Source organism: Candidatus Skiveiella danica, assembly GCF_022705245.1.
Classification (GTDB): Bacteria; Pseudomonadota; Gammaproteobacteria; order Burkholderiales; family Burkholderiaceae_C; genus Skiveiella; species Skiveiella danica.
In genome coordinates this window covers 21,085-38,277 of record NZ_JAKJEW010000016.1, presented here as the reverse complement: position 1 = coordinate 38,277, position 17,193 = coordinate 21,085, and the positions used below count along the sequence as shown (strand labels likewise).

Genomic DNA, 17,193 nt, shown 5'->3' with positions numbered 1-17,193 from the left:
GCGGTCTGGCTGACCGCCAGACGACTACTTCTCGCTCTTCAACCGTCGCGCGCCTTCGAGCATCGGGTTCCACCCGAACACGAGCGTGAACATGAAGTTGTCCATGCGCAGGGCCGTCGGGTCGCTGCCGCTGTTCAAGGTTGACTTGTAGCCGAAGGTGAGTCCGATGTTGTCGTTGACCTGATAGCCCAGCGTGAGTCCCACGCCGACGTTGTTGAGACTCGTCCCGGCGACTCCGTTGATGCTGGCCTTGCCGCCGTTGTACCAGGAGGCGTCGAGCGAGCCCCAGAAGGATTCGGTGAAGTCGCGCGTCAGGTGCGCGTCGAGCTGGAACAGCGGATCGGTCTTCAGCGTCTGGCCGACATAGTTGTTGTTGTCCCCGAACAGCCACACGGCGGGCAGGAATTCCAGCGTGGTGCGTCGGCCCGGCACCCAGGGGCCGAGCTGCCAGACAATGGGGGCCCCCAGGCGCCCATACCAGCGGTTCTGCCCCAGGTTCAGGGGCTGGCTGCTGTTGTAGTTGCCGATCGGCAGCGCCAGATCGGCGAGGAAATCAACCGAGAACCCCGGCTCGTAACGCAGCACGTCGGGAAGTGCCTTCTGCGCCTTCGGGCCGAGCAGGTTGACGGTGAACTCGAGCATCGGGTCGCCGAAGCCGTTGGTGGACTCGTTGAAGGTCTTGCCCGCTGCCGTGACCTCGCCGCTGAGCCGGCCCATGGGCAGGATGATGGCGGCCATGGCCGAGCGGTCGGCCAGCGTGAACGTGCGCGCATACCCGGTCAGGGCCATGGTGGCCTCGATCTTTGCGCCCGGCGTCACGGTATTCGCGGGGTCGAACGGGTTCGAGTTGCCGCTGATCGATTGAAAGATCAGTGGCACTGCGTTCGAATCCGACAGCGTGTGCCAGTAGAAGCGCCCCGGCACCTGGGCCTGGGCCTGCGGCGCACAAAGCGCGCTGAGGGCGAGCGCCGATGCGGTGATCAGGCGCAGGGCGGCCCCCGGCTTCTTGGGTGTCTTGTCGCTGTTCATGAGTGATGTCCTTGTGCAGTGGTGATTCATCCTGTACAGCCGTGATCAAGGCTTGGGCTCGGCCAGCATGTCCTTGGGCGGCACGAACTGGCGCTTGTTGACCAGCGGCGGGAAGCCCGCGTCGTCCGGCACCCGCGCTGGCAGCTGGTCGTCCAGTGTCTCGAACGGCCCGCGGCTGGGCAGCACGACGTTGTTGGTGCGCGCGTAGTCGTCCCATAGCGCGACCATCGCCTTCAACTTGTCGGGGCTTTGCGCAGCGAGATCCTTGCGCTCGGCCGGGTCAGCTGCCAGATCAAAAAGTTCCCAGTCGCCTTTGCCCATCGGCTTGGACTGCCAGCGCAGCTTCCAGGACCCCTGGCGCACGGCCCGGTTGCCGAAGAGTTGCCAGGCGAGATAGTCCTTCTCGGTACGCGGCGATTCGGCTTTGCCGGCCAGCACCGGCCCCCATGATTTGCCTAGCAGTGGCGGCAGCTCGCGGCCCGCCAGCGTCTTCGGATAGGCGGCGCCTGCGACTTCGAGCATCGTCGGCATCAGATCGGCCACGTGCATCACGCCATGGTTGATGCTGCCCTTGGCCCGCTGGATGCCCGGGCCGCTGACGATCAGCGCGTTGCGGATGCCGCCCTCGGCGAGCCAGCCCTTGTACTGGCTGAACGGCGTCATCGACACCTGCGCCCACATTGGGCCATAGGCCACGTAGGAGCCCGGGTCGCCCCACGCGTTGGGATGGGTCTGCGACCAGTTGATCGCCGCCCACAGAAAGTCGCGCGTGCCCGGCGTGCCGGCGATCATCTGGAACAGGTCGGTGCCCTCGGCGCCGTTGTCGCCGAACACGACGAAGATCGTGTTCTCGTATTCTCCGATCTTCTTCAGGTGGTCGATCAGTCGACCGACGTGGTGGTCCAGGTTCTCGACCATGCCAGCGTAAAGCTCCATCTTCTTGCCGAGCAGGGCCCGGCTGGCCGGCGCGAGCAATGTTGCATCGGGCACAAACCACATGCGCTCGGAGACCTGCGTGCCCGCCGGTGTGATGCCCATCTCGACCTGCCGCTTCAGGCGCTCCTGGCGCACCGCGTCCCAGCCCTTGTCGTAGGCGCCCAGGTGGCGGTTGCGCCAGTCCTTGGGCAGGTGGTAGGGGTCGTGCGGCGCCTGGTGCGATACGTAGGCGAAGAAGGGCTTGCCGTCGGCGCGGTTGGCGTCGATGTAGCCGATCAGCTTGTCGGTGTAGGTCTTTGTCGCGTAGTAGTCGGCGGGCAGCTTGCTCAGGTAGCGGCCGTCCTCGGTGTAGATCTGGTTGGGCACCAAGGCGGTGAAGCCGGTCATGTCCCAGTAGCTGCCTGCGCCGTCGAGCATCGTAAAGTCGCGCTCGAATCCGCGCGCGGCAGGGATCAGGTCGGGCGACTTGCCCAGGTGCCACTTGCCGACCATGTAGGTGTGGTAGCCCGCGTCCTTGAGCAGCTGCGGCAGCGTCGTGACCTGCTTGTTCAGGAAGCCCTCGTAGCCGGGCACGCCGCGCTGGTTGGGCGCCGTCCACTCGTCCATGTTGCCCAGGCCGTTGCGATGTGTGTCGACGCCGCTGAGCAGCAGGGAGCGGGTCGGCGAGCAGCTGGCATGGGTGTAGAAGTTGGTGAAGCGCACGCCATCCCTGGCCAGCGCGTCGATGTTGGGCGTGTTGATCTCGCTGCCGAACGCCCCGATGTCGGCGTAGCCCAAGTCATCGCCGAGGATGACGACGATGTTCGGCCGCTTCGCCTGGGCGTGTGCGGGGACAGCCAGCGCCGAAAGCGCGGTCAGCAGGGAAGCAAGAACGATGGCAAAGGTTTTTTTCATGGGTAACCGGGTCATACTGTGGCTTTACACGCACATTTTTCGGGAAACCACGTCGCGCGATCCGCTGAACGGCTCAACGCCAGGGCGACACTTGCGGCCGCAGATTTTTTTCAACGGGCGAGGCTGTTGATCCAGCGCTTCGAGCCCCCGCTCCAGCAACCCGCCTGTCATGCAGGATGGCCAAGACGTCCAGTCCTTGAGGATTTCCGCATCGGCGTCAACCCGCTCCGTTATTTAGGGCTAACCTGATTCTCTGGACAACCTCCCTGAGCGTCTATCGGAATTCCGCAATATATGAAAACAGTGGCGCCCACGGTCAGCATCACCCAGTCAGCGGTCACGGTTGACGACATCACCGACCCCACGACGATCAACGCGGGCATCGAGCTGATTGACCAGGACGCGGTGAAACTTCAACTGCAGCCGCTGCAGGCGCGGCGCGTGATCGTTCGCCTCGGGGCTTCGATGGTCGTGTTCTACACGAGCAACCTTCGCGTGCGGACCCGCACCAAGGTCCGGGAGGACCTGCTGGCCTACGTCACATTCGGCCCGCGGGCCAGTGGCACCGTGAACGGCTTGCCGGTGCGCCCCGGCATGATGCTGGCGGCAGCGCCGCAGTCCGAGGCCGCGTTCGTGGTCGACGCGGGCTGGGAGGGCATGACCTTCATGGTTTCCCCGCAGGTGATCGGCGAGCATCTGGCGATCCGCCAACGCGACCCTGAATTCCACAGGCCGCAGGGCGTGGAGGCGCTGCAAGTCAGCGAAGCCAGGGCACAGCAGCTCTTCGACTGGGGACGGCGGCTGGTGGACGCCGCCGTGCACGATCCCGCCCTGTTCAACGACAGTGAGGCCGAACGCGGCGCGGCCCAGGTCGAACTGATCGAGACGCTGCTGGCGGCTCTGGACAGGGCCAAGGACCTGGAGCCCAGCCGCGGCGACCGGACGCGACAGGCGCAGAGCCTGATCGTGAAGACCGCCGAGGCCCACGCCGTGTCGAAGGCGGGCGCCAGCCTCTACGTGACCGACCTGTGCAAGGCCGCTGGCGTCAGCGAACGCACCCTGGAATACGCCTTCAAGGAAGTGATGGGGCTGACGCCAGTGGCCTATCTGGTCCGGCTTCGGCTGCATCGGGTGCGCCAGGCCCTTCTGGCCGCGCCTTTGGGCTCCACCACGGTCTCGGCGCAAGCGCTCAACTGGGGCTTCTGGCACTTCGGTGAATTCACTCGGGCCTACAAGGAATGTTTCGGCGAACTGCCGTCGGATACTTTGCGGCGGAATTCTGTGGCGTCGGGATTGCTGCCGCTTTAGCGCACCTGGACAGACACATCGCCGGAATCGTTGCCGAATCGGCGCCAGCAAGTTCAAAGTCATTACTGTGGTCTGGTGTGGATGCACTGACGGCTCCAACGAATGACTGATCCGTTCAACTATGTCTGACTCAAATGGGTGGGGAACTTGCCGGTGGCCACCAGAGCTTGAATGTCGCTTGTCAGTCTTCTCGAGACGCTCGAAACCGACCTGTTGCCCGGCGCATGAATCGATCCTGGCGATGCTCAATACGCCGAGATGCGTCGCACGCAAAGTCTGAATGGACCGGCCTGCTTACCCGCGATCATCAAGCCCGCTTGTCTGACCAGCGCCGGGTTGAGCGGCGGCGCACCCGGAACCGGCCGACCGCGAAAGTTTGGGACGAAAGCTGACAGGGGCACCCGCACCTCGATCCACTGGCCGGCCTGTGGCTGGAATTCGGCCTGGTAGTTGACACCGTCGAAGGTGTCCTCGGTACGCAGGTTCAACTTGTACCGCTTTCCGTCTCCCAGCACCGACAAAGCATACCCGAGGGTGCCAGGGGAGCCGAGAGCGACCCGCGCACCGCGAACCGACGCGAACCCGCCGTTGCGCTCCAGGGAGACTTCGCCTTCAAACACGGCATGTCCAGCGGGGTCGTAACTGAACCGGCCGGTTGACAGGCCGCCCATGACCGCGTCGTTGATCGCAAGCCAGTCAGTGACAGTTCCCGGAGCGTCGAAGCTGATCTGGTTCGTTTGCATGGCCGGATTGTGCGCGGTGTCCCGTCGGGCGCGTCGAGGTGATTTATGCTTGACCCATGAGCACCGACTTTGACGCAATCGTGGTGGGGGCAGGCTCGGTGGGCCTGGCGTGCGGCTATGCGCTGGCGCGCCAGGGCCACAGCGTGGCGGTGCTGGAGCGCGAGCGCCGCGTGGGGGCGGGCATTTCCTCGCGCAACTCCGAGGTGATCCATGCCGGCCTGCACTACCCGCCAGGCTCGCTGAAGGCGCGCTTCTGCGTCGCAGGCCGACGCCTGCTGTACGACTTTCTCGATCGCCACAACGTGGCCTACAACAAGTGCGGCAAGCTCATCGTGGCCACGCAGGACAGCGAACTCGCGGCGCTGGACGCCCTGGCGGCGCGCGGCGAGGCGAACGGGGTGGAGGGCGTCACCCGCCTGGATGCCGCGCAGGCCTTGGCCCTGGAGCCGGCGCTGCGCACCGTGGGCGCGCTGCACTCGGCCGAGAGCGGGGTGTTCGATGCGCATGGCTACATGGACGCGCTGGTCGGCGAGATCGAGGCACACGCCGGCGCGGTGGTGCTGAACTCGCCGTTTCTCGGTGCCACGCCGTCGGCCGATCAGGTCGAGGTCCGCATCGGCGGGGACGACCCCAGCACGGTGACCACCCGCCGCCTGATCCTGTCGGGCGGCCTGCAGGCGCAGGACATGGCAGGGCTGGTGCAGGGCTTCCCGACCGAACGCATCCCCGCCTTGCATTTGGGCAAGGGCAGCTACTTTGCGCTGACCGGCCATGCGCCGTTCCAGCGGCTGATCTATCCGCCGCCCATCCCGGGCGCGCTGGGCATCCACTACCGCCGCGACCTGGGCGGGCAGGCGCGCTTCGGGCCCGACCTGGAGTTCGTCGATGCGCCGGACTATGTCGTCGACCCGGCACGGGTGCGGTTTTTCGAGGCGTACGTGCGCCGCTTCTGGCCCGGCCTGCCCGACGGCGCCCTGACCCCCGACTACGCCGGCATCCGGCCCAAGCTGCACGGGCCCGGCGAGCCCCGGCCCGACTTCGTGATCGATGACACCACGCAGCCGGGCGTCATTGCCCTGTTCGGCATCGAGAGCCCTGGCCTGACCGGCTCGCTGGCCATCGGCGAGCACGTCGCCGGCCTGGCGCGGCTCTGAGCCGGGCCGTGCACCCCGCGCTATGCTCGGCTGATGAACCCGCACCGCCGCACCCTTCTCCTTGCCACCGCGGCCGCCCTGGCCGGCGGCGCTGTTGCACAGTCCGCCTGGCCGTCCCGGCCCATCCGCATCGTGGTGGCCTACCCACCCGGCGGTGTCAGTGACGCGGTGGCGCGTGCGTTGGCGGACAAACTGGCGCCTGCGCTCGGCCAGCCGGTGGTCATCGAGAACAAGGCCGGCGCCAGCGGCAGCATCGGCGTGGATGCGGTGGCCAAGGCCGCGCCAGACGGCTATACCCTGGGCTTTGCGGCGATCAGCCCGCTGGCGCTCAACCCGCACCTGGGCAAGTCGCCGTTCGACCCGGCCAAAGACATCGTGCCGGTGGCCAGCGTGATGGTCTCGCCGGTGCTGCTGCTGGCGACGCCGGCCACCGATGCGAAGGATTTCAACGAGCTGCTGGCGCGCGCCCGCGCCAAGCCTGGCGCCGTGCGCTGGGCCACCTCGGGCCCGGCCTCGCTGGGGCACATCATGCTGGAACAGCTGAAGGCGGCGGCCCGGGTGGACATCACCCACGTGCCCTACAAGGGCGGCGGCCAGCAGATGAACGACGCGCTCTCGGGCCAGTTCGAGGTGCTGTCCATCAACGCGTCGGGCGCGGTGATGCAGCACATCCAGGCCGGCAAGCTGCGCCCGCTGGCCGTGGGCGCGCCCACCCGGCTGGACACGCTGCCCGCCGTGCCCACGCTGGCCGAGCTGGGCTTTGCCAGCGCCAACCTGAGCTCGCTGTTCGGTGTCTTCGCCCCGGCCGGCACGCCGGCGCCCGTGCTGCAACGCCTGAACGCCGAGATCAACAAGGCGCTGGCCTTGCCCGACCTGCGCGCGCGCCTGATCGCCAGCGACAACGTGCCCACCGGCGGCAGCGCTGCTGACTTCGCCCGCCAGATCGCCACCGAGTCGGAGCACAACGCGCGCATCATCAAGGCGGCCAATATCCGGGCGGAGTAGGCCGCGCCACAGGCGAATGCAATCGCTACGAAAAATGTAGCTTGTGATGACCTTTTGACGCTGGGAAGCGGCTGATTTTTCTCAGAAAGGGCTCGCTGACCGGGCATGACGCCCGTTGGCGCAGCGCTCCGGGGGTTTGGCGCCGCCTGACCGGCATTTCGTCGCACGGCCCGCGACGCCGGCCCTGCGAACACAGAGACTTCGCCTGCTCATCCCCGCAGCACAACCCCACCCTGAAGGTCTCCCACCATGCGCGCCCACTCCAATCCTGCCTTTCGTGTCCTCCCGCTTGTCATGGCCACCGCCTGCCTTGCGCTGGCGCTGCCGCCTGCCGCCAGCGCTGCCGAGGCGGGCTTTCGCCAGATGACGGTCGCCCGCGCAGCAGACGAGAAGCCGGCCCACTTCGCCCTGTACTACCCGACGGCGGAACTGGCCCGGGCGATCCCCATGGGGCCGTTCCCGCAGACCGTGGCCATCAACGGCGCACCGGAGTCGAAATTCAAGGGCCTCATCGTGATCAGCCATGGCACGGCCTCCACCGAGCTGGGCTTTGCCACGCTGGCGCAGGCGCTCGCACGCCATGGCTACCTGGTGGCCAGCGTCGAGCATGTCGGCGATACCTGGCAGGACCAGTCGATGCGCGCCACGCCGGGGCGCTACTTTGCCGAGCGGCCGCGCCAGGTCTCCCGCGTGATCGACACTGTGCTCGCCGACCCGTTATGGAGCAGCCGCATTGGCCAGGGTTCCGACGGGCGTCCGCTGATCGGGGCCATCGGCCATTCGGCGGGTGGCTACACCGTGCTGGCGCTGGCGGGCGGCAAGCCCGTGCTCTCGCGCCTGCGCGCCCATTGCGAGGCCGAAGCGGCACTGGACCCCGTGCTGTGCGGTCTGTCGCACGGCATCGGCAGCGCATCGGCGCAGGCGGGCGGCACCGCAGACGGGCAGGAAGAGCCGGTGCAGGCGGACCCGCGGGTGCGCGCCGTGATGGCGCTGGCGCCGATGGGCGTGGCGTTCAGCCCGCCCTCTCTGGCAGCGATCACCGTGCCGGTGGCCCTCTACGCTGGCGAAAAAGACACTTTCCTCGTGCCGCGCTTCCACGCGCTATGGGTCATGCAGAACATGCGCGGCGCCACCACGACACTGCAACTCGTGCCGAATGCCGGCCATTACGCGTTCATGAACACACCGACGGTGGACCTGCCCTCACCGGACGGCAGCGTGGCTGCTGACCCGGCAGGCTTCGACCGGGCGGCGTTCCTGGACCGCCTGGCGCAGGAGTCGGTGGCGTTCTTCGACAAGAACCTGCGCCAGCAGTAAACAGGCACCGGCGCCGACCCGATCCAGACGGTCTGGCGGGGCGATGCAGCCCGTGGCCAGCGTCAGCATGCCCACCGGCGGCAGCACCACCGACATCGCCCGGGCTCGACGATCACGCGCAGTGCATGGCGTCGGCGATGTCCGCGCGGTGCCGGGGGCGCACCACGCGAGCCACTTCCTGGCCGTCTTTCAGCAGCACCAGCGTGGGCCAGAGCTTGACGCGGAAGCTGCGCCCCAGCGCCTGACCCGGCCCGTCCTCCACCCGGATGTGCCGCCACGGCGTGGGTTGTGCCAGCGCCTCGGCGATCGCGGGTTGGGCGGCCCGGCAATGACCACACCAGGTGGTGCCGAATTCGAGAACGGTCAAGCCTGGCAGCGCGTCCACGTCGGCGCGCGTAGGCGCCTCGATGGTGCTCAGGTAGGGTTTGAAGGCGGTCATGGCCTGATTGTGTCGCACCCCATCGCGCCACCACGACGGTCGGCCGAGCGCATCAGGCCCGCATGCAACGCGGCCCGGTCTGAATCGACCGGTGCGGCGCGTCCGAATCCCCAAGCCCTGAGAATAGGCGCCATGCCATTCTTGTCCACCTCCGCGGGGCCCGTGGCCCCCGTCTTTCTGCAAGGCTTTGCCCTGGGCCTGGGGCTCATCGTGGCCATCGGCGCGCAGAACGCCTTTGTGCTGCGCCAGGGCCTGCGGCGCGAGCACGTCGCCACGGTGGTGGGGTTCTGCGCGCTGATGGATGCGGCGCTGATCATCGCCGGCGTCTTCGGCATGGCCCGCGCCCTGGGCGATCGCCCGCAGCTGGCCCGCGCGCTGGCACTGGCGGGCGCGGCGTTCCTGGCCTGGTACGGGTGGAAAGCCTTCCAACGGATGCGCCACGCCGGCAGCCTGCAGGCGGCTGCGGGTGGCGAGGCCTTGAGCCGCCGCGCCGCGCTGGGCCAGGCCGCCGCCTTCACCCTGCTCAACCCCCATGTCTACCTGGACACGGTGCTGCTGGTGGGCGGCCTGGGCGCGCAGCAGCCGGCGCCGCTGCAGGCCTGGTTTGCCGCCGGCGCCAGCACCGCCAGCGTGGTCTGGTTCAGTCTGCTCGGCGTGGGCGCGCGCTGGCTGGCGCCGTGGTTCGCCCGGCCCACCGCCTGGCGCGTGCTGGACGGGCTGATCGGCGTGACGATGGCCGTGTTGGCAGTGGCGATGGCGCGGCAGGTCTGGAGCGGGGTCTGAGGGTTTGTCGAATCGCGCCGGGGGACTGGGTGCGGATGGTCCGCGACCTTGCCATGGACCCGCATGGCGCTCTGGAATGGGAGCGGTTCATCGCCTCTGCCAACGTCAAGACTTGGACGCCTGGGCGACGAAGAACTGCGTGAAGGTGGGGCGTGAACCGCCGGTCAATCGGGGCGGGGCATTGAGGCCGGGTGGGTGTCGGTGGTCGAGAAGCACACTTCGAAGTTGATAGCTGACTATGACCGGATGACGCTGGGATGTAGGGTTTTTGGCTGAAATTTGGTGGGAATTTGGCTTGCGTCGCGTGCGCCCCTCTGCATTCAACAAGATTGAGGTTGGCCACAGCATCTATTCGGGTGACCGCAACGCGGCCGAGGCGGACGTCAGGCGCTAATAGGCAGCATCTCGTCGACTAATACGCGTGCGCATTGCAACGGAAAATTCTTCAACCCGCGTCGGATAGTCCGACAGCAACTGGCCCATGTTCTCAATGGCCCGCGACAAAATGTGCTCGGCTTCTACTTCGAAATCCCACGAGGCGTTGTCTGGATCTGAGGGATCGTCAGCGTGTCTTAGCCAATTGAACGGGTCTCGCATCCGTTGAACAAAGACTTGCTCCGGAATCTTGGGCTCAGCGGGATTCAGATGCTTGGAAATTCGTGACGCACTTCTTGCGAAGTTGACACGGGCGGGTTCGGCTCCAGCTCTTCGCAGGTACCCGCGGAATCCGTCTTCTGCTGCGCCCGCTAGCACTATCGCAGGCACGAAAGCGTGATCGTCCAGAAAAAGGGCTAACGCACGTTCTAACAATTCCTGTGCGACTTCGATCTTGCTGGAAGTGGAGACCACGAACACCCCCCATGTTGAGTCGCGTGCCAACCGCGATGTTGCCACGTCTGCTTTCAGCCGCAAGCGACGGCCCATGGCGCTCAAAGACGAACTGCTCCTGAGCCGACACCGCGCCCTTCTTTCAAAGCCAAGCTCCTGCACACGGCACACCACTGTCGATCATCCGTGGACCTCTGGGTGATCCCCGCGGAGCGCCACCCAGAATACCGGAATGAGAACCTCTGACGCATCGACCGCACCGGCGCGCCCTGTAGCCGTCACGAGATCCAGGGTGTGTCGCCAGAGACCAGGGCGGCTCCTTATCCACTGGCCAAGGGCGCAAAGCAGATCGATCAGATCCTCATTGGCCCTACCATCGGGCAGCTGGCAGGACTGCCACAAAGGGCCACCATGAAGCAGTACCGTGTCTTTCATCACCCGTCGGGAAAGGCCGAGGCCGTCAAACAGGGATGGTCGTGGCCGGCGAGTCTGTTCAGCGTCTTCTGGGCGCCGTTCAAGGGCCTGTGGGTGCTGGGCGTGGGCGGCCTGCTCGCTTTGGCGGGCCTGGGCTACCTGGTGGCCTCCTTCACGGACGCCAACACGGCCGCGTCCGTCATGAATCTGATGCTGACCGCAGCGGGGATTCTCTTCGGCGTCAAGGGCAACGCCTGGCGCGAGGCGCGCCTGATCAAACGGGGCTACAGGCTGGTGGGGACCGTTGTGGCCGAAGACGCCAAGGGCGCGACCGCGAACGCGAACGCCAATATCGTTGCGAAAAAGACCTGACCGACGACGTCTGCTGGGCGACAGAACCGTCCGACGCGCCAGGTTCGAGTCGGTTGCTCAATGTCAATGCGCCAACCTTGACAGGCCTGGCCTCAACGGGATGGAGGGAGCATCATCCGCCAAACGGACCATTTGCAACTGCTGCGGCTCATTTCCATTCAAAGGAGGGTTCTCATGGCACAAACACACGCCCAGTCGGGACAAGTGGTCAGCGTTCGGCCGCTGGGTGAGCATCTCAAGGACGCGAAGACGACCGCCATTCTCAAGGCCGAGGAGCTTGAAATCGTGCGCGTTGTGCTGCTCGCCGGCCACGAGATGCGAGAACACAAGGCGCCGGGTGAAATCACGGTCCAATGCATCGAGGGAAGGATCGAGTTCCGCACACCGGAAACGTCCCAGAGGCTTGGACCGGGCGATCTGGTTCACCTTCGGAGCAAGGAACCCCACGCACTTCGGGCCATCACGGACTCATCGGCACTGGTCACGATGCGGGTCGGCCGGACGAATTGATTCGGCGCGCGACCGCCACCTTGACGATGTCGGGATTGCGCCCATTCAGTCTGAACCCGTCGAAGATCAACTTGAAGCGAGCGGCTGCTATTGCCCGCTTGCAGTCGCCTCCTCACCGCCTCCGCATGCCCAGCCAGACCACGGTCCCCACCACCACCAGCGCCCCCACCACCTGCACCGGCGCAATGGTCTGGCCCAGGATGGCCCAGGCCAGCACCAGGGCGAAGACGGGTTCCACGTTCATGATGGCGGAGTTGCCCACCACGCCCAGCTTGGGCAGCACGGTGAACATGATGGTGAAGGCGGTGCCGTAGAGGAAGGTCAGCGCCGCCAGGCCCCACCAGCCTGGCACGGCGGTGGGGAAGTGAAAGCCGCCCTGGTAACCCACCGCCGCCAGCGCCAGCACACCGACGATGCTCATCGTGGAGCAGGTGCGCACGCGGCCGTCCAGGTCGCTGGCTTCGTGCTGCGTGATCACCAGCGCCACGCCGAAGGTGGCGGCTGCCGTCAGCGCAAAGGCCACGCCCGCGCCGATGCGCCCCCACTGGCCGGCCGCGCCCAGGCCCGAGGCGGCGCCGAACACGTCCAGCGCCAGCGCCAGGCCCACCAGCATCACTGGCATGGCCACGAGTACCGCGCGCTCCGGGCGGTGGCGGTAGAACAGGCGCGCCCACAGCGCCGTCCACAGCGGGTAGGTGTTGAAGGCCAGCAGGGCCAGCGCCACGGGCAAACGGGCCACCGCCGAATACAGGCACAGGCTCTGGATGCCGATCAGCAGGCCGATGGCCGGCAAGGCACGCCGGTGGCGCGCCGTGAACCTGATCGGCACGCGTTGCGCCAGCAGCAACCCGGCCAGCGCCAGCGCGGTGACGGCGCTGCGGAAGGTCACCGCCGTGGCCACGTCCACCCCGTGGTTGAAGGCCAGGCGCGCGGCCACGTGGTTGGCGCCCATCATCAGGGCGATCAGCAGCAGCGTGGCAAAGGCGGTGCCGGAGAGTTTGCGGGTGGGTGGGGTCATCAATACAGCCCATGCACCTGCGCGTGCACCCGCGCCAGGCCCAGCAGCGCGTCGGTGAAGGGGGTGGGCACGCCGGTCTTCTGGCCCAGCTCGCGCACCACGGTGACCAGTGCGTCCAGCTCCACCGGCTTGCCGGCTTCCACGTCCTGCAGCATCGAGGTCTTGAACGCACCGAGCTTGCGCGTGACGGCGTGGCGGTCTTCGGGCTGCTGGTCGATGGGAATGCCGATGCGCGCGCCGATTTCCTTGGCCTCCAGCATCACCGCGCTGACGAAGCCGCGCACCAGGTCGTCGTTCAGGATGCGGTCGGTGGTGGCGCCGGTGAAGGCGCTGATGGGGTTGACGGTCATGTTGCCCCAGAGCTTGAACCAGATGTCCTTCTGGATCTGCGGCGACACGGTGGCCGCAAAGCCGGCGCGCTGCAGCAGCGCGGCCAGCGCCTGCACGCGCGGGCTGTCGGCACCCGAGGGCTCGCCAATGATCAGCCCGTTGCCGAAGTGGTGGCGGATCACGCCCCGCGCATTCACCGCGCAGCTCGCGTGCACCACGCAGCCGATGACGTGGCGCGCAGGAATCGCGCGGGCGATCTCGCCGGTGGGGTCCACCGCCTGCAGCGCCGTGCCGGCCAGCGCGCCGCCGAAGCCCTCAAAGAACCACCAGGGCACGCCGTTCATGGCCGTGAGCACCACGGTGTCGGGCCCGATCAGCGGGGCGATGTGGCGCGCCACCTCCAGCAGCGCCGGCGCCTTGACAGCGATGACCACCAGGTCCTGCACGCCCAGCGCCGCCGGGTCGCTGCTGGCGCGCACGGCGTGGGTGGTGCTGCCGTCGGCCTCCACCAGTTGCAGGCCATTCTGTTGCAGCGCTGCCAGCGTGGCGCCGCGCGCCACCACGCTCACCGAGCAGCCCACGCCCGCCAGGCGGGCTCCGAGCCAGCCGCCGATGGCGCCAGCGCCATAAATCGTGATGTTTTTGATCATTTTTTGCCCCATCCCAGCGTGGAATGGTCATGGTTTGCTATCAATTTTTATAACTGTCATCGATCCGGTCCACCTGCCGCACCAGCGCGTCGAACACGTCGCGCCCGGCGCCGTGGGCGGGGTTGAACTGCAGCGCGTCGCGCGTGCATTTGGCGGCGATCGCCTCGGGCACGGGGATGGCCGCGCCCATGCTGAGGGTGGCCATCTGGATCTCGCAGGCGCGCTGCAGCGTCCAGAGGATGGCAAAGGCCTGCTCCAGCGTCTGGCCCCAGCTCAGCAGGCCGTGGTTGCGCAGGATCACCGCGGGTTTATTGCCCATGCTGGCCAGCACGCGCGGGCCTTCCTCAGCGTGGATGGTGATGCCTTCGAAGGGGTGGTAGGCCACCATGTCGTGCAGCTGGGCCGAGTAGAAGTTGCTCTGGCTCAGGCCGCCTTGCAGCGAGGCCACGGCCACACCGGCGGTGGTGTGGGTGTGCATCACGCAGTGCGCGCCCTCGATGCCGCCGTGGATGGTGCTGTGCAGCGTGTAGCCGGCGGGGTTCACCGGGTGATGCGAGCCGTCGAGCACGTCGCCGGCCAGGTTGATCTTGACCAGGTTGCTGGCGGTGACTTCGCTGTAGTGCAGGCCGAAGGGGTTGATCAGGAACTGTTTCTCCGGGCCGCTCACGCTCGCGGGCAGTCGCACCGTGATGTGGTTGTAGATCATCTCGGTCCAGCCCAGCATCGCAAAGACGCGGTAGCAGGCGGCCAGGCGCACGCGCGCGGCGCGCTCGTCGGGGTGCAGGGCAGACAGGGGCTGGGGGGCGGCTTTCAGGACGGCGGACATCGGGTCTCCTCGGGTGGGTGGTGTGGGGTGGCGCGTCAGCTCGCGTCGCGAAGCCAGGTGACGGCCCCGGAATGGGTGACGGCGCCTTGGTGGCTGGGCCGCACGGTCAAGGCGTATTTCTCCAGCAGGCCGCCCAGCGGTGCCGCCGAAGGCGCGGCGCGTTGGGCCAGCCGCTGGCGCAGCTCGGCGTCCGTCAGCTCCACGCTGATGCAGCGCGCCTCGGGCCGCGCGTCGATGGTGATCAGGTCGCCGTCACGCAGCGCGGCAATCGGCCCGCCGTCGGCGGCTTCCGGGCCGGCGTAGCCGATGCACAGCCCGCGCGTGGCACCGGAGAAGCGCCCGTCGGTCAGCAGCGCCACCTGGTCGCCCATGCCCTGGCCATAGAGCAGCGCGGTGATGCCCAGCATCTCGCGCATGCCGGGGCCGCCCTTGGGGCCCTCGTTGCGGATCACCAGCACGTCGCCAGGCTGGTAGTCCATCGCCTGCACGGCGGCCTGGGCGGCTTCCTCGGACTCGAACACGCGCGCCGGGCCCCGGTGCACCAGGGTCTTCAGGCCGGCCGTCTTGAGCAGCGCACCGTCGGGGCACAGGTTGCCTTTGAGCACGGCCAGCCCGCCGTCGCGGCTCAGCGCCTCTTCCACGGCACGCACCACGCGGCCGTCGGGAGCAGGGGCGCCGGTGAGTTCCTCGGCCAGCGTGCGGCCGGTGTACGTGAGCGCATCGCCGTGCAGGTGGCCTTTGTGCAGCAGCTCGCGCAGGATCACGCCCGCGCCGCCGATGTAGTACACGTCGCGCGCCAGGTATTTGCCACCGGGTTTCAGGTCGGCAATCAGCGGCGTGCGCGCGAACACGGCGGCCACGTCGTCCAGGTGGAAGGGGATGCCCGCCTCGTGCGCGATGGCCGGGATGTGCAGCGCGGCGTTGGTCGAGCCGCCGGTGGCCGAGACCACGGCGCAGGCGTTTTCCAGCGCCTGGCGCGTCACGATGTCGCGCGGCAGCGGGGCATCGCCCATGACGGCAGCCATCAACGCCTTGCCCGCCTTGCGCAGCAGCGGTGCGCGCTCGCTGAACACGGCCGGCACCGTGCTGGAGCCGATCGGCGCCAGGCCCAGCGCTTCGCTGACCATGCCCATGGTGTTGGCCGTGAACTGGCCGGCGCAGGCGCCCGCAGACGGCAGGCAGGCGCGGGTCACGGCGTCAAGTTCATCCAGGGTGGCGTCGCCGGCGAGCAGCTTGCCGATGGTCTCGTAGGTGTCCACCACGTTGAGGTCGGCACCGTCCGGCCCCGGGCGCTGGCCGGGCAGGGCGGAGCCGCCGTGCACGAACACACTGGGCACATTGCAGCGCACCATGCCCATCATCAGGCCTGGCAGGTTTTTGTCGCAGGCGCCCAGGCCGAAGATACCGTCCCACTGGTGGCCGCGCACCGAAGCCTCGACGCTGTCGGCGATCAGCTCGCGCGAGATCAGCGAGAAGCGCATGCCCGAGTGCGCCATGGTCAGCCCGTCGCTCACCGACACCACCGGGCATTCGTGCGGCGTGCCGCCGGCCGCGTAGATGCCGGTCTTGGCGTGCTGGGCCTGCTCGCGCAGGTTCAGGTTGCAGGGGCTCATCTCGCCGCCGGTGTGGAACACGCCGATGTGGGGACGGGCGATGTCTTCGTCGTCCTGCCCCAGCGCGTGCAGGAAGCTGCGCGTGGTGGCGCGCAGCGTGCCTTCGTAGATCGTGGCCGAGCGGAAACGGCCGGGCTTGGCGGGGCGGGTCATGCGGGTGCGCGGGTGGGTGGCCGGCGGTTCAGTACACGGCGCCCTTGGTCGCCGGTGCCGCGGCCACGCCATGCTTGAACTTGGCCGCCAGGGCGCTGGTCTGGCGCACCAGGATGCCGGTGTCCAGCCCCACCGCGACGAACACTGCGCCGAGGTCCAGGTAGCGGCGCGCCTGTGCCTCGTCGCTGGTCAGGATGCCCGGTGCCTTGCCGGCCTTGAGGATGCGCGCGATCGCGTCTTCGATGGCGGCCTGCACGTCAGGGTGGTTGGGGTCGCCCACATGGCCCAGCGAGGCCGACAGGTCGGCCGGGCCGATGAACACGCCGTCCACGCCGGGCGTGGCGGCGATGGCGTCCAGGTTCTGCAGCGCGGTGCGGGTCTCGGCCTGCACCAGTAGGCACACGCGGTCGTTGGCTTCCTTGGCGTAGTTCGGGTAGCGCCCCCAGCGCGAGGCGCGCGCGCCGGCCATGCCGCGGATGCCGCCCCGTCCGTCGTCCTGCGGGTAGCGGCAGGCCTTGACGAGCGCGGCGGCCTGCTCGGCCGTGTCCACCATGGGCACCAGGAGGGTCTGCGCGCCGATGTCTAGGTATTGCTTGATCAGCGCGGCCTCGCCCACCGGCACCCGCGCGATCGCGTGGGCGCCCGGGTAGGCGGCAATCGCCTGCAGCTGCGCCAGGATGTCGGTCAGGCCGTTGGGTGCATGCTCGCCGTCGACCAGCAGCCAGTCGAAGCCGGCGCCCGCGCAGATTTCGGCGCAGTAGGCGTTGGCCAGGCCGAGCCACAGGCCGATCTGGGGCTGGCGCTGGACGAGGGCGTTCTTGAAGGGGTTGGCGGGGGTTTGCATGGTGAGCCTCGAAGGAAGTCGGGGAAG

17 protein-coding genes are annotated in these 17,193 nt (G+C 67.7%); 7 read left to right on the top strand and 10 right to left on the bottom strand.

Annotated elements, in window-relative coordinates; translation table 11 throughout:
• Nucleotides 1–24: 24 nt before the first annotated feature.
• On the bottom strand, nucleotides 25–1,029 hold the full coding sequence (locus tag ACMUOY_RS10745; protein ID WP_413892717.1) for a transporter: 1,005 nt from the start codon (nucleotides 1,027–1,029) through the stop codon (nucleotides 25–27).
• Between the two features lie 45 nt (nucleotides 1,030–1,074).
• The gene (locus ACMUOY_RS10740; RefSeq protein WP_413892716.1) at nucleotides 1,075–2,859 is read right to left on the bottom strand and encodes an arylsulfatase; all 1,785 of its coding nucleotides are present in this window, start codon (nucleotides 2,857–2,859) and stop codon (nucleotides 1,075–1,077) included.
• A gap of 294 nt (nucleotides 2,860–3,153) precedes the next feature.
• On the opposite strand from ACMUOY_RS10740, the gene ACMUOY_RS10735 reads away from it, so the two are divergent.
• Nucleotides 3,154–4,167, top strand: coding sequence for a helix-turn-helix domain-containing protein (locus tag ACMUOY_RS10735; RefSeq protein ID WP_413892715.1), 1,014 nt, complete (start codon nucleotides 3,154–3,156; stop codon nucleotides 4,165–4,167).
• A gap of 245 nt (nucleotides 4,168–4,412) precedes the next feature.
• On the opposite strand, the gene ACMUOY_RS10730 is transcribed toward ACMUOY_RS10735, so the two are convergent.
• A complete protein-coding gene (locus ACMUOY_RS10730; RefSeq protein WP_413892714.1) occupies nucleotides 4,413–4,910 on the bottom strand; it encodes a CIA30 family protein in 498 nt (165 codons plus the stop codon).
• 56 nt (nucleotides 4,911–4,966) lie between these two features.
• On the opposite strand from ACMUOY_RS10730, the gene ACMUOY_RS10725 reads away from it, so the two are divergent.
• The 3 genes from ACMUOY_RS10725 to ACMUOY_RS10715 all read left to right on the top strand — a co-directional run bounded on the left by ACMUOY_RS10725 (nucleotide 4,967) and on the right by ACMUOY_RS10715 (nucleotide 8,386).
• Nucleotides 4,967–6,064: an NAD(P)/FAD-dependent oxidoreductase gene (locus ACMUOY_RS10725; protein ID WP_413892713.1), complete on the top strand. Its 1,098-nt coding sequence runs from the start codon at nucleotides 4,967–4,969 to the stop codon at nucleotides 6,062–6,064.
• A 33-nt stretch (nucleotides 6,065–6,097) separates the two neighbouring features.
• Nucleotides 6,098–7,069, top strand: a complete 972-nt coding sequence (locus tag ACMUOY_RS10720) for a Bug family tripartite tricarboxylate transporter substrate binding protein (RefSeq protein ID WP_413892712.1) — start codon at nucleotides 6,098–6,100, stop codon at nucleotides 7,067–7,069.
• Nucleotides 7,070–7,318: 249 nt separating this feature from the next.
• Entirely contained in the window at nucleotides 7,319–8,386 is a 1,068-nt protein-coding gene (locus tag ACMUOY_RS10715) for an alpha/beta hydrolase family protein (RefSeq protein WP_413892711.1), read from the top strand.
• 112 nt (nucleotides 8,387–8,498) lie between these two features.
• Here ACMUOY_RS10715 and ACMUOY_RS10710 read toward each other — a convergent pair whose 3' ends face one another.
• Nucleotides 8,499–8,825, bottom strand: a complete 327-nt coding sequence (locus tag ACMUOY_RS10710; protein WP_413892710.1) for a thioredoxin family protein — start codon at nucleotides 8,823–8,825, stop codon at nucleotides 8,499–8,501.
• Nucleotides 8,826–8,957: 132 nt separating this feature from the next.
• Between ACMUOY_RS10710 and ACMUOY_RS10705 the strand changes: the two genes are divergently transcribed.
• On the top strand, nucleotides 8,958–9,608 hold the full coding sequence (locus tag ACMUOY_RS10705; RefSeq protein WP_413892709.1) for a LysE/ArgO family amino acid transporter: 651 nt from the start codon (nucleotides 8,958–8,960) through the stop codon (nucleotides 9,606–9,608).
• 390 nt (nucleotides 9,609–9,998) lie between these two features.
• Here ACMUOY_RS10705 and ACMUOY_RS10700 read toward each other — a convergent pair whose 3' ends face one another.
• Complete coding sequence (locus ACMUOY_RS10700) at nucleotides 9,999–10,541, bottom strand: hypothetical protein (protein ID WP_413892708.1); 543 nt, start codon at nucleotides 10,539–10,541, stop codon at nucleotides 9,999–10,001.
• A gap of 306 nt (nucleotides 10,542–10,847) precedes the next feature.
• Between ACMUOY_RS10700 and ACMUOY_RS10695 the strand changes: the two genes are divergently transcribed.
• Both ACMUOY_RS10695 and ACMUOY_RS10690 read left to right on the top strand, forming a co-directional pair.
• Complete coding sequence (locus ACMUOY_RS10695; RefSeq protein ID WP_413892707.1) at nucleotides 10,848–11,222, top strand: DUF2628 domain-containing protein; 375 nt, start codon at nucleotides 10,848–10,850, stop codon at nucleotides 11,220–11,222.
• 174 nt (nucleotides 11,223–11,396) lie between these two features.
• The gene (locus ACMUOY_RS10690; RefSeq protein WP_413892706.1) at nucleotides 11,397–11,732 is read left to right on the top strand and encodes a cupin domain-containing protein; all 336 of its coding nucleotides are present in this window, start codon (nucleotides 11,397–11,399) and stop codon (nucleotides 11,730–11,732) included.
• A 112-nt stretch (nucleotides 11,733–11,844) separates the two neighbouring features.
• Here ACMUOY_RS10690 and ACMUOY_RS10685 read toward each other — a convergent pair whose 3' ends face one another.
• Genes ACMUOY_RS10685 through ACMUOY_RS10665 form a run of 5 tightly spaced genes read right to left on the bottom strand, consistent with a single transcriptional unit; the run spans nucleotide 11,845 to nucleotide 17,166 of the window.
• Nucleotides 11,845–12,750 (bottom strand): DMT family transporter, encoded by a 906-nt coding sequence (locus tag ACMUOY_RS10685; protein ID WP_413892705.1) that lies wholly within the window; start codon nucleotides 12,748–12,750, stop codon nucleotides 11,845–11,847.
• Nucleotides 12,750–13,730, bottom strand: a complete 981-nt coding sequence (locus ACMUOY_RS10680; RefSeq protein ID WP_413892704.1) for a 2-dehydropantoate 2-reductase — start codon at nucleotides 13,728–13,730, stop codon at nucleotides 12,750–12,752. The genes ACMUOY_RS10685 and ACMUOY_RS10680 overlap by 1 nt, the downstream gene beginning before the upstream one ends.
• A 40-nt stretch (nucleotides 13,731–13,770) precedes the next feature.
• Entirely contained in the window at nucleotides 13,771–14,556 is a 786-nt protein-coding gene (locus ACMUOY_RS10675) for a class II aldolase/adducin family protein (RefSeq protein WP_413892703.1), read from the bottom strand.
• Nucleotides 14,557–14,591: 35 nt separating this feature from the next.
• Nucleotides 14,592–16,322 (bottom strand): dihydroxy-acid dehydratase, encoded by a 1,731-nt coding sequence (gene ilvD / locus ACMUOY_RS10670; protein ID WP_413892702.1) that lies wholly within the window; start codon nucleotides 16,320–16,322, stop codon nucleotides 14,592–14,594.
• 28 nt (nucleotides 16,323–16,350) lie between these two features.
• Nucleotides 16,351–17,166 (bottom strand): aldolase/citrate lyase family protein, encoded by an 816-nt coding sequence (locus ACMUOY_RS10665; protein WP_413892701.1) that lies wholly within the window; start codon nucleotides 17,164–17,166, stop codon nucleotides 16,351–16,353.
• Between the last annotated feature and the right edge of the window lie 27 nt (nucleotides 17,167–17,193).

What these genes read in the sequence shown, in the direction of transcription:
- ACMUOY_RS10745 (WP_413892717.1), bottom strand. Translation starts at nt 1,029, where the DNA reads ATGAACAGCGACAAGACACCCAAGAAGCCGGGGGCCGCCCTGCGCCTG.
- ACMUOY_RS10740 (WP_413892716.1), bottom strand. Translation starts at nt 2,859, where the DNA reads ATGAAAAAAACCTTTGCCATCGTTCTTGCTTCCCTGCTGACCGCGCTT.
- ACMUOY_RS10735 (WP_413892715.1), top strand. Translation starts at nt 3,154, where the DNA reads ATGAAAACAGTGGCGCCCACGGTCAGCATCACCCAGTCAGCGGTCACG.
- ACMUOY_RS10730 (WP_413892714.1), bottom strand. Translation starts at nt 4,910, where the DNA reads ATGCAAACGAACCAGATCAGCTTCGACGCTCCGGGAACTGTCACTGAC.
- ACMUOY_RS10725 (WP_413892713.1), top strand. Translation starts at nt 4,967, where the DNA reads ATGAGCACCGACTTTGACGCAATCGTGGTGGGGGCAGGCTCGGTGGGC.
- ACMUOY_RS10720 (WP_413892712.1), top strand. Translation starts at nt 6,098, where the DNA reads ATGAACCCGCACCGCCGCACCCTTCTCCTTGCCACCGCGGCCGCCCTG.
- ACMUOY_RS10715 (WP_413892711.1), top strand. Translation starts at nt 7,319, where the DNA reads ATGCGCGCCCACTCCAATCCTGCCTTTCGTGTCCTCCCGCTTGTCATG.
- ACMUOY_RS10710 (WP_413892710.1), bottom strand. Translation starts at nt 8,825, where the DNA reads ATGACCGCCTTCAAACCCTACCTGAGCACCATCGAGGCGCCTACGCGC.
- ACMUOY_RS10705 (WP_413892709.1), top strand. Translation starts at nt 8,958, where the DNA reads ATGCCATTCTTGTCCACCTCCGCGGGGCCCGTGGCCCCCGTCTTTCTG.
- ACMUOY_RS10695 (WP_413892707.1), top strand. Translation starts at nt 10,848, where the DNA reads ATGAAGCAGTACCGTGTCTTTCATCACCCGTCGGGAAAGGCCGAGGCC.
- ACMUOY_RS10690 (WP_413892706.1), top strand. Translation starts at nt 11,397, where the DNA reads ATGGCACAAACACACGCCCAGTCGGGACAAGTGGTCAGCGTTCGGCCG.
- ACMUOY_RS10685 (WP_413892705.1), bottom strand. Translation starts at nt 12,750, where the DNA reads ATGACCCCACCCACCCGCAAACTCTCCGGCACCGCCTTTGCCACGCTG.
- ACMUOY_RS10680 (WP_413892704.1), bottom strand. Translation starts at nt 13,730, where the DNA reads ATGATCAAAAACATCACGATTTATGGCGCTGGCGCCATCGGCGGCTGG.
- ACMUOY_RS10675 (WP_413892703.1), bottom strand. Translation starts at nt 14,556, where the DNA reads ATGTCCGCCGTCCTGAAAGCCGCCCCCCAGCCCCTGTCTGCCCTGCAC.
- ilvD (WP_413892702.1), bottom strand. Translation starts at nt 16,322, where the DNA reads ATGACCCGCCCCGCCAAGCCCGGCCGTTTCCGCTCGGCCACGATCTAC.
- ACMUOY_RS10665 (WP_413892701.1), bottom strand. Translation starts at nt 17,166, where the DNA reads ATGCAAACCCCCGCCAACCCCTTCAAGAACGCCCTCGTCCAGCGCCAG.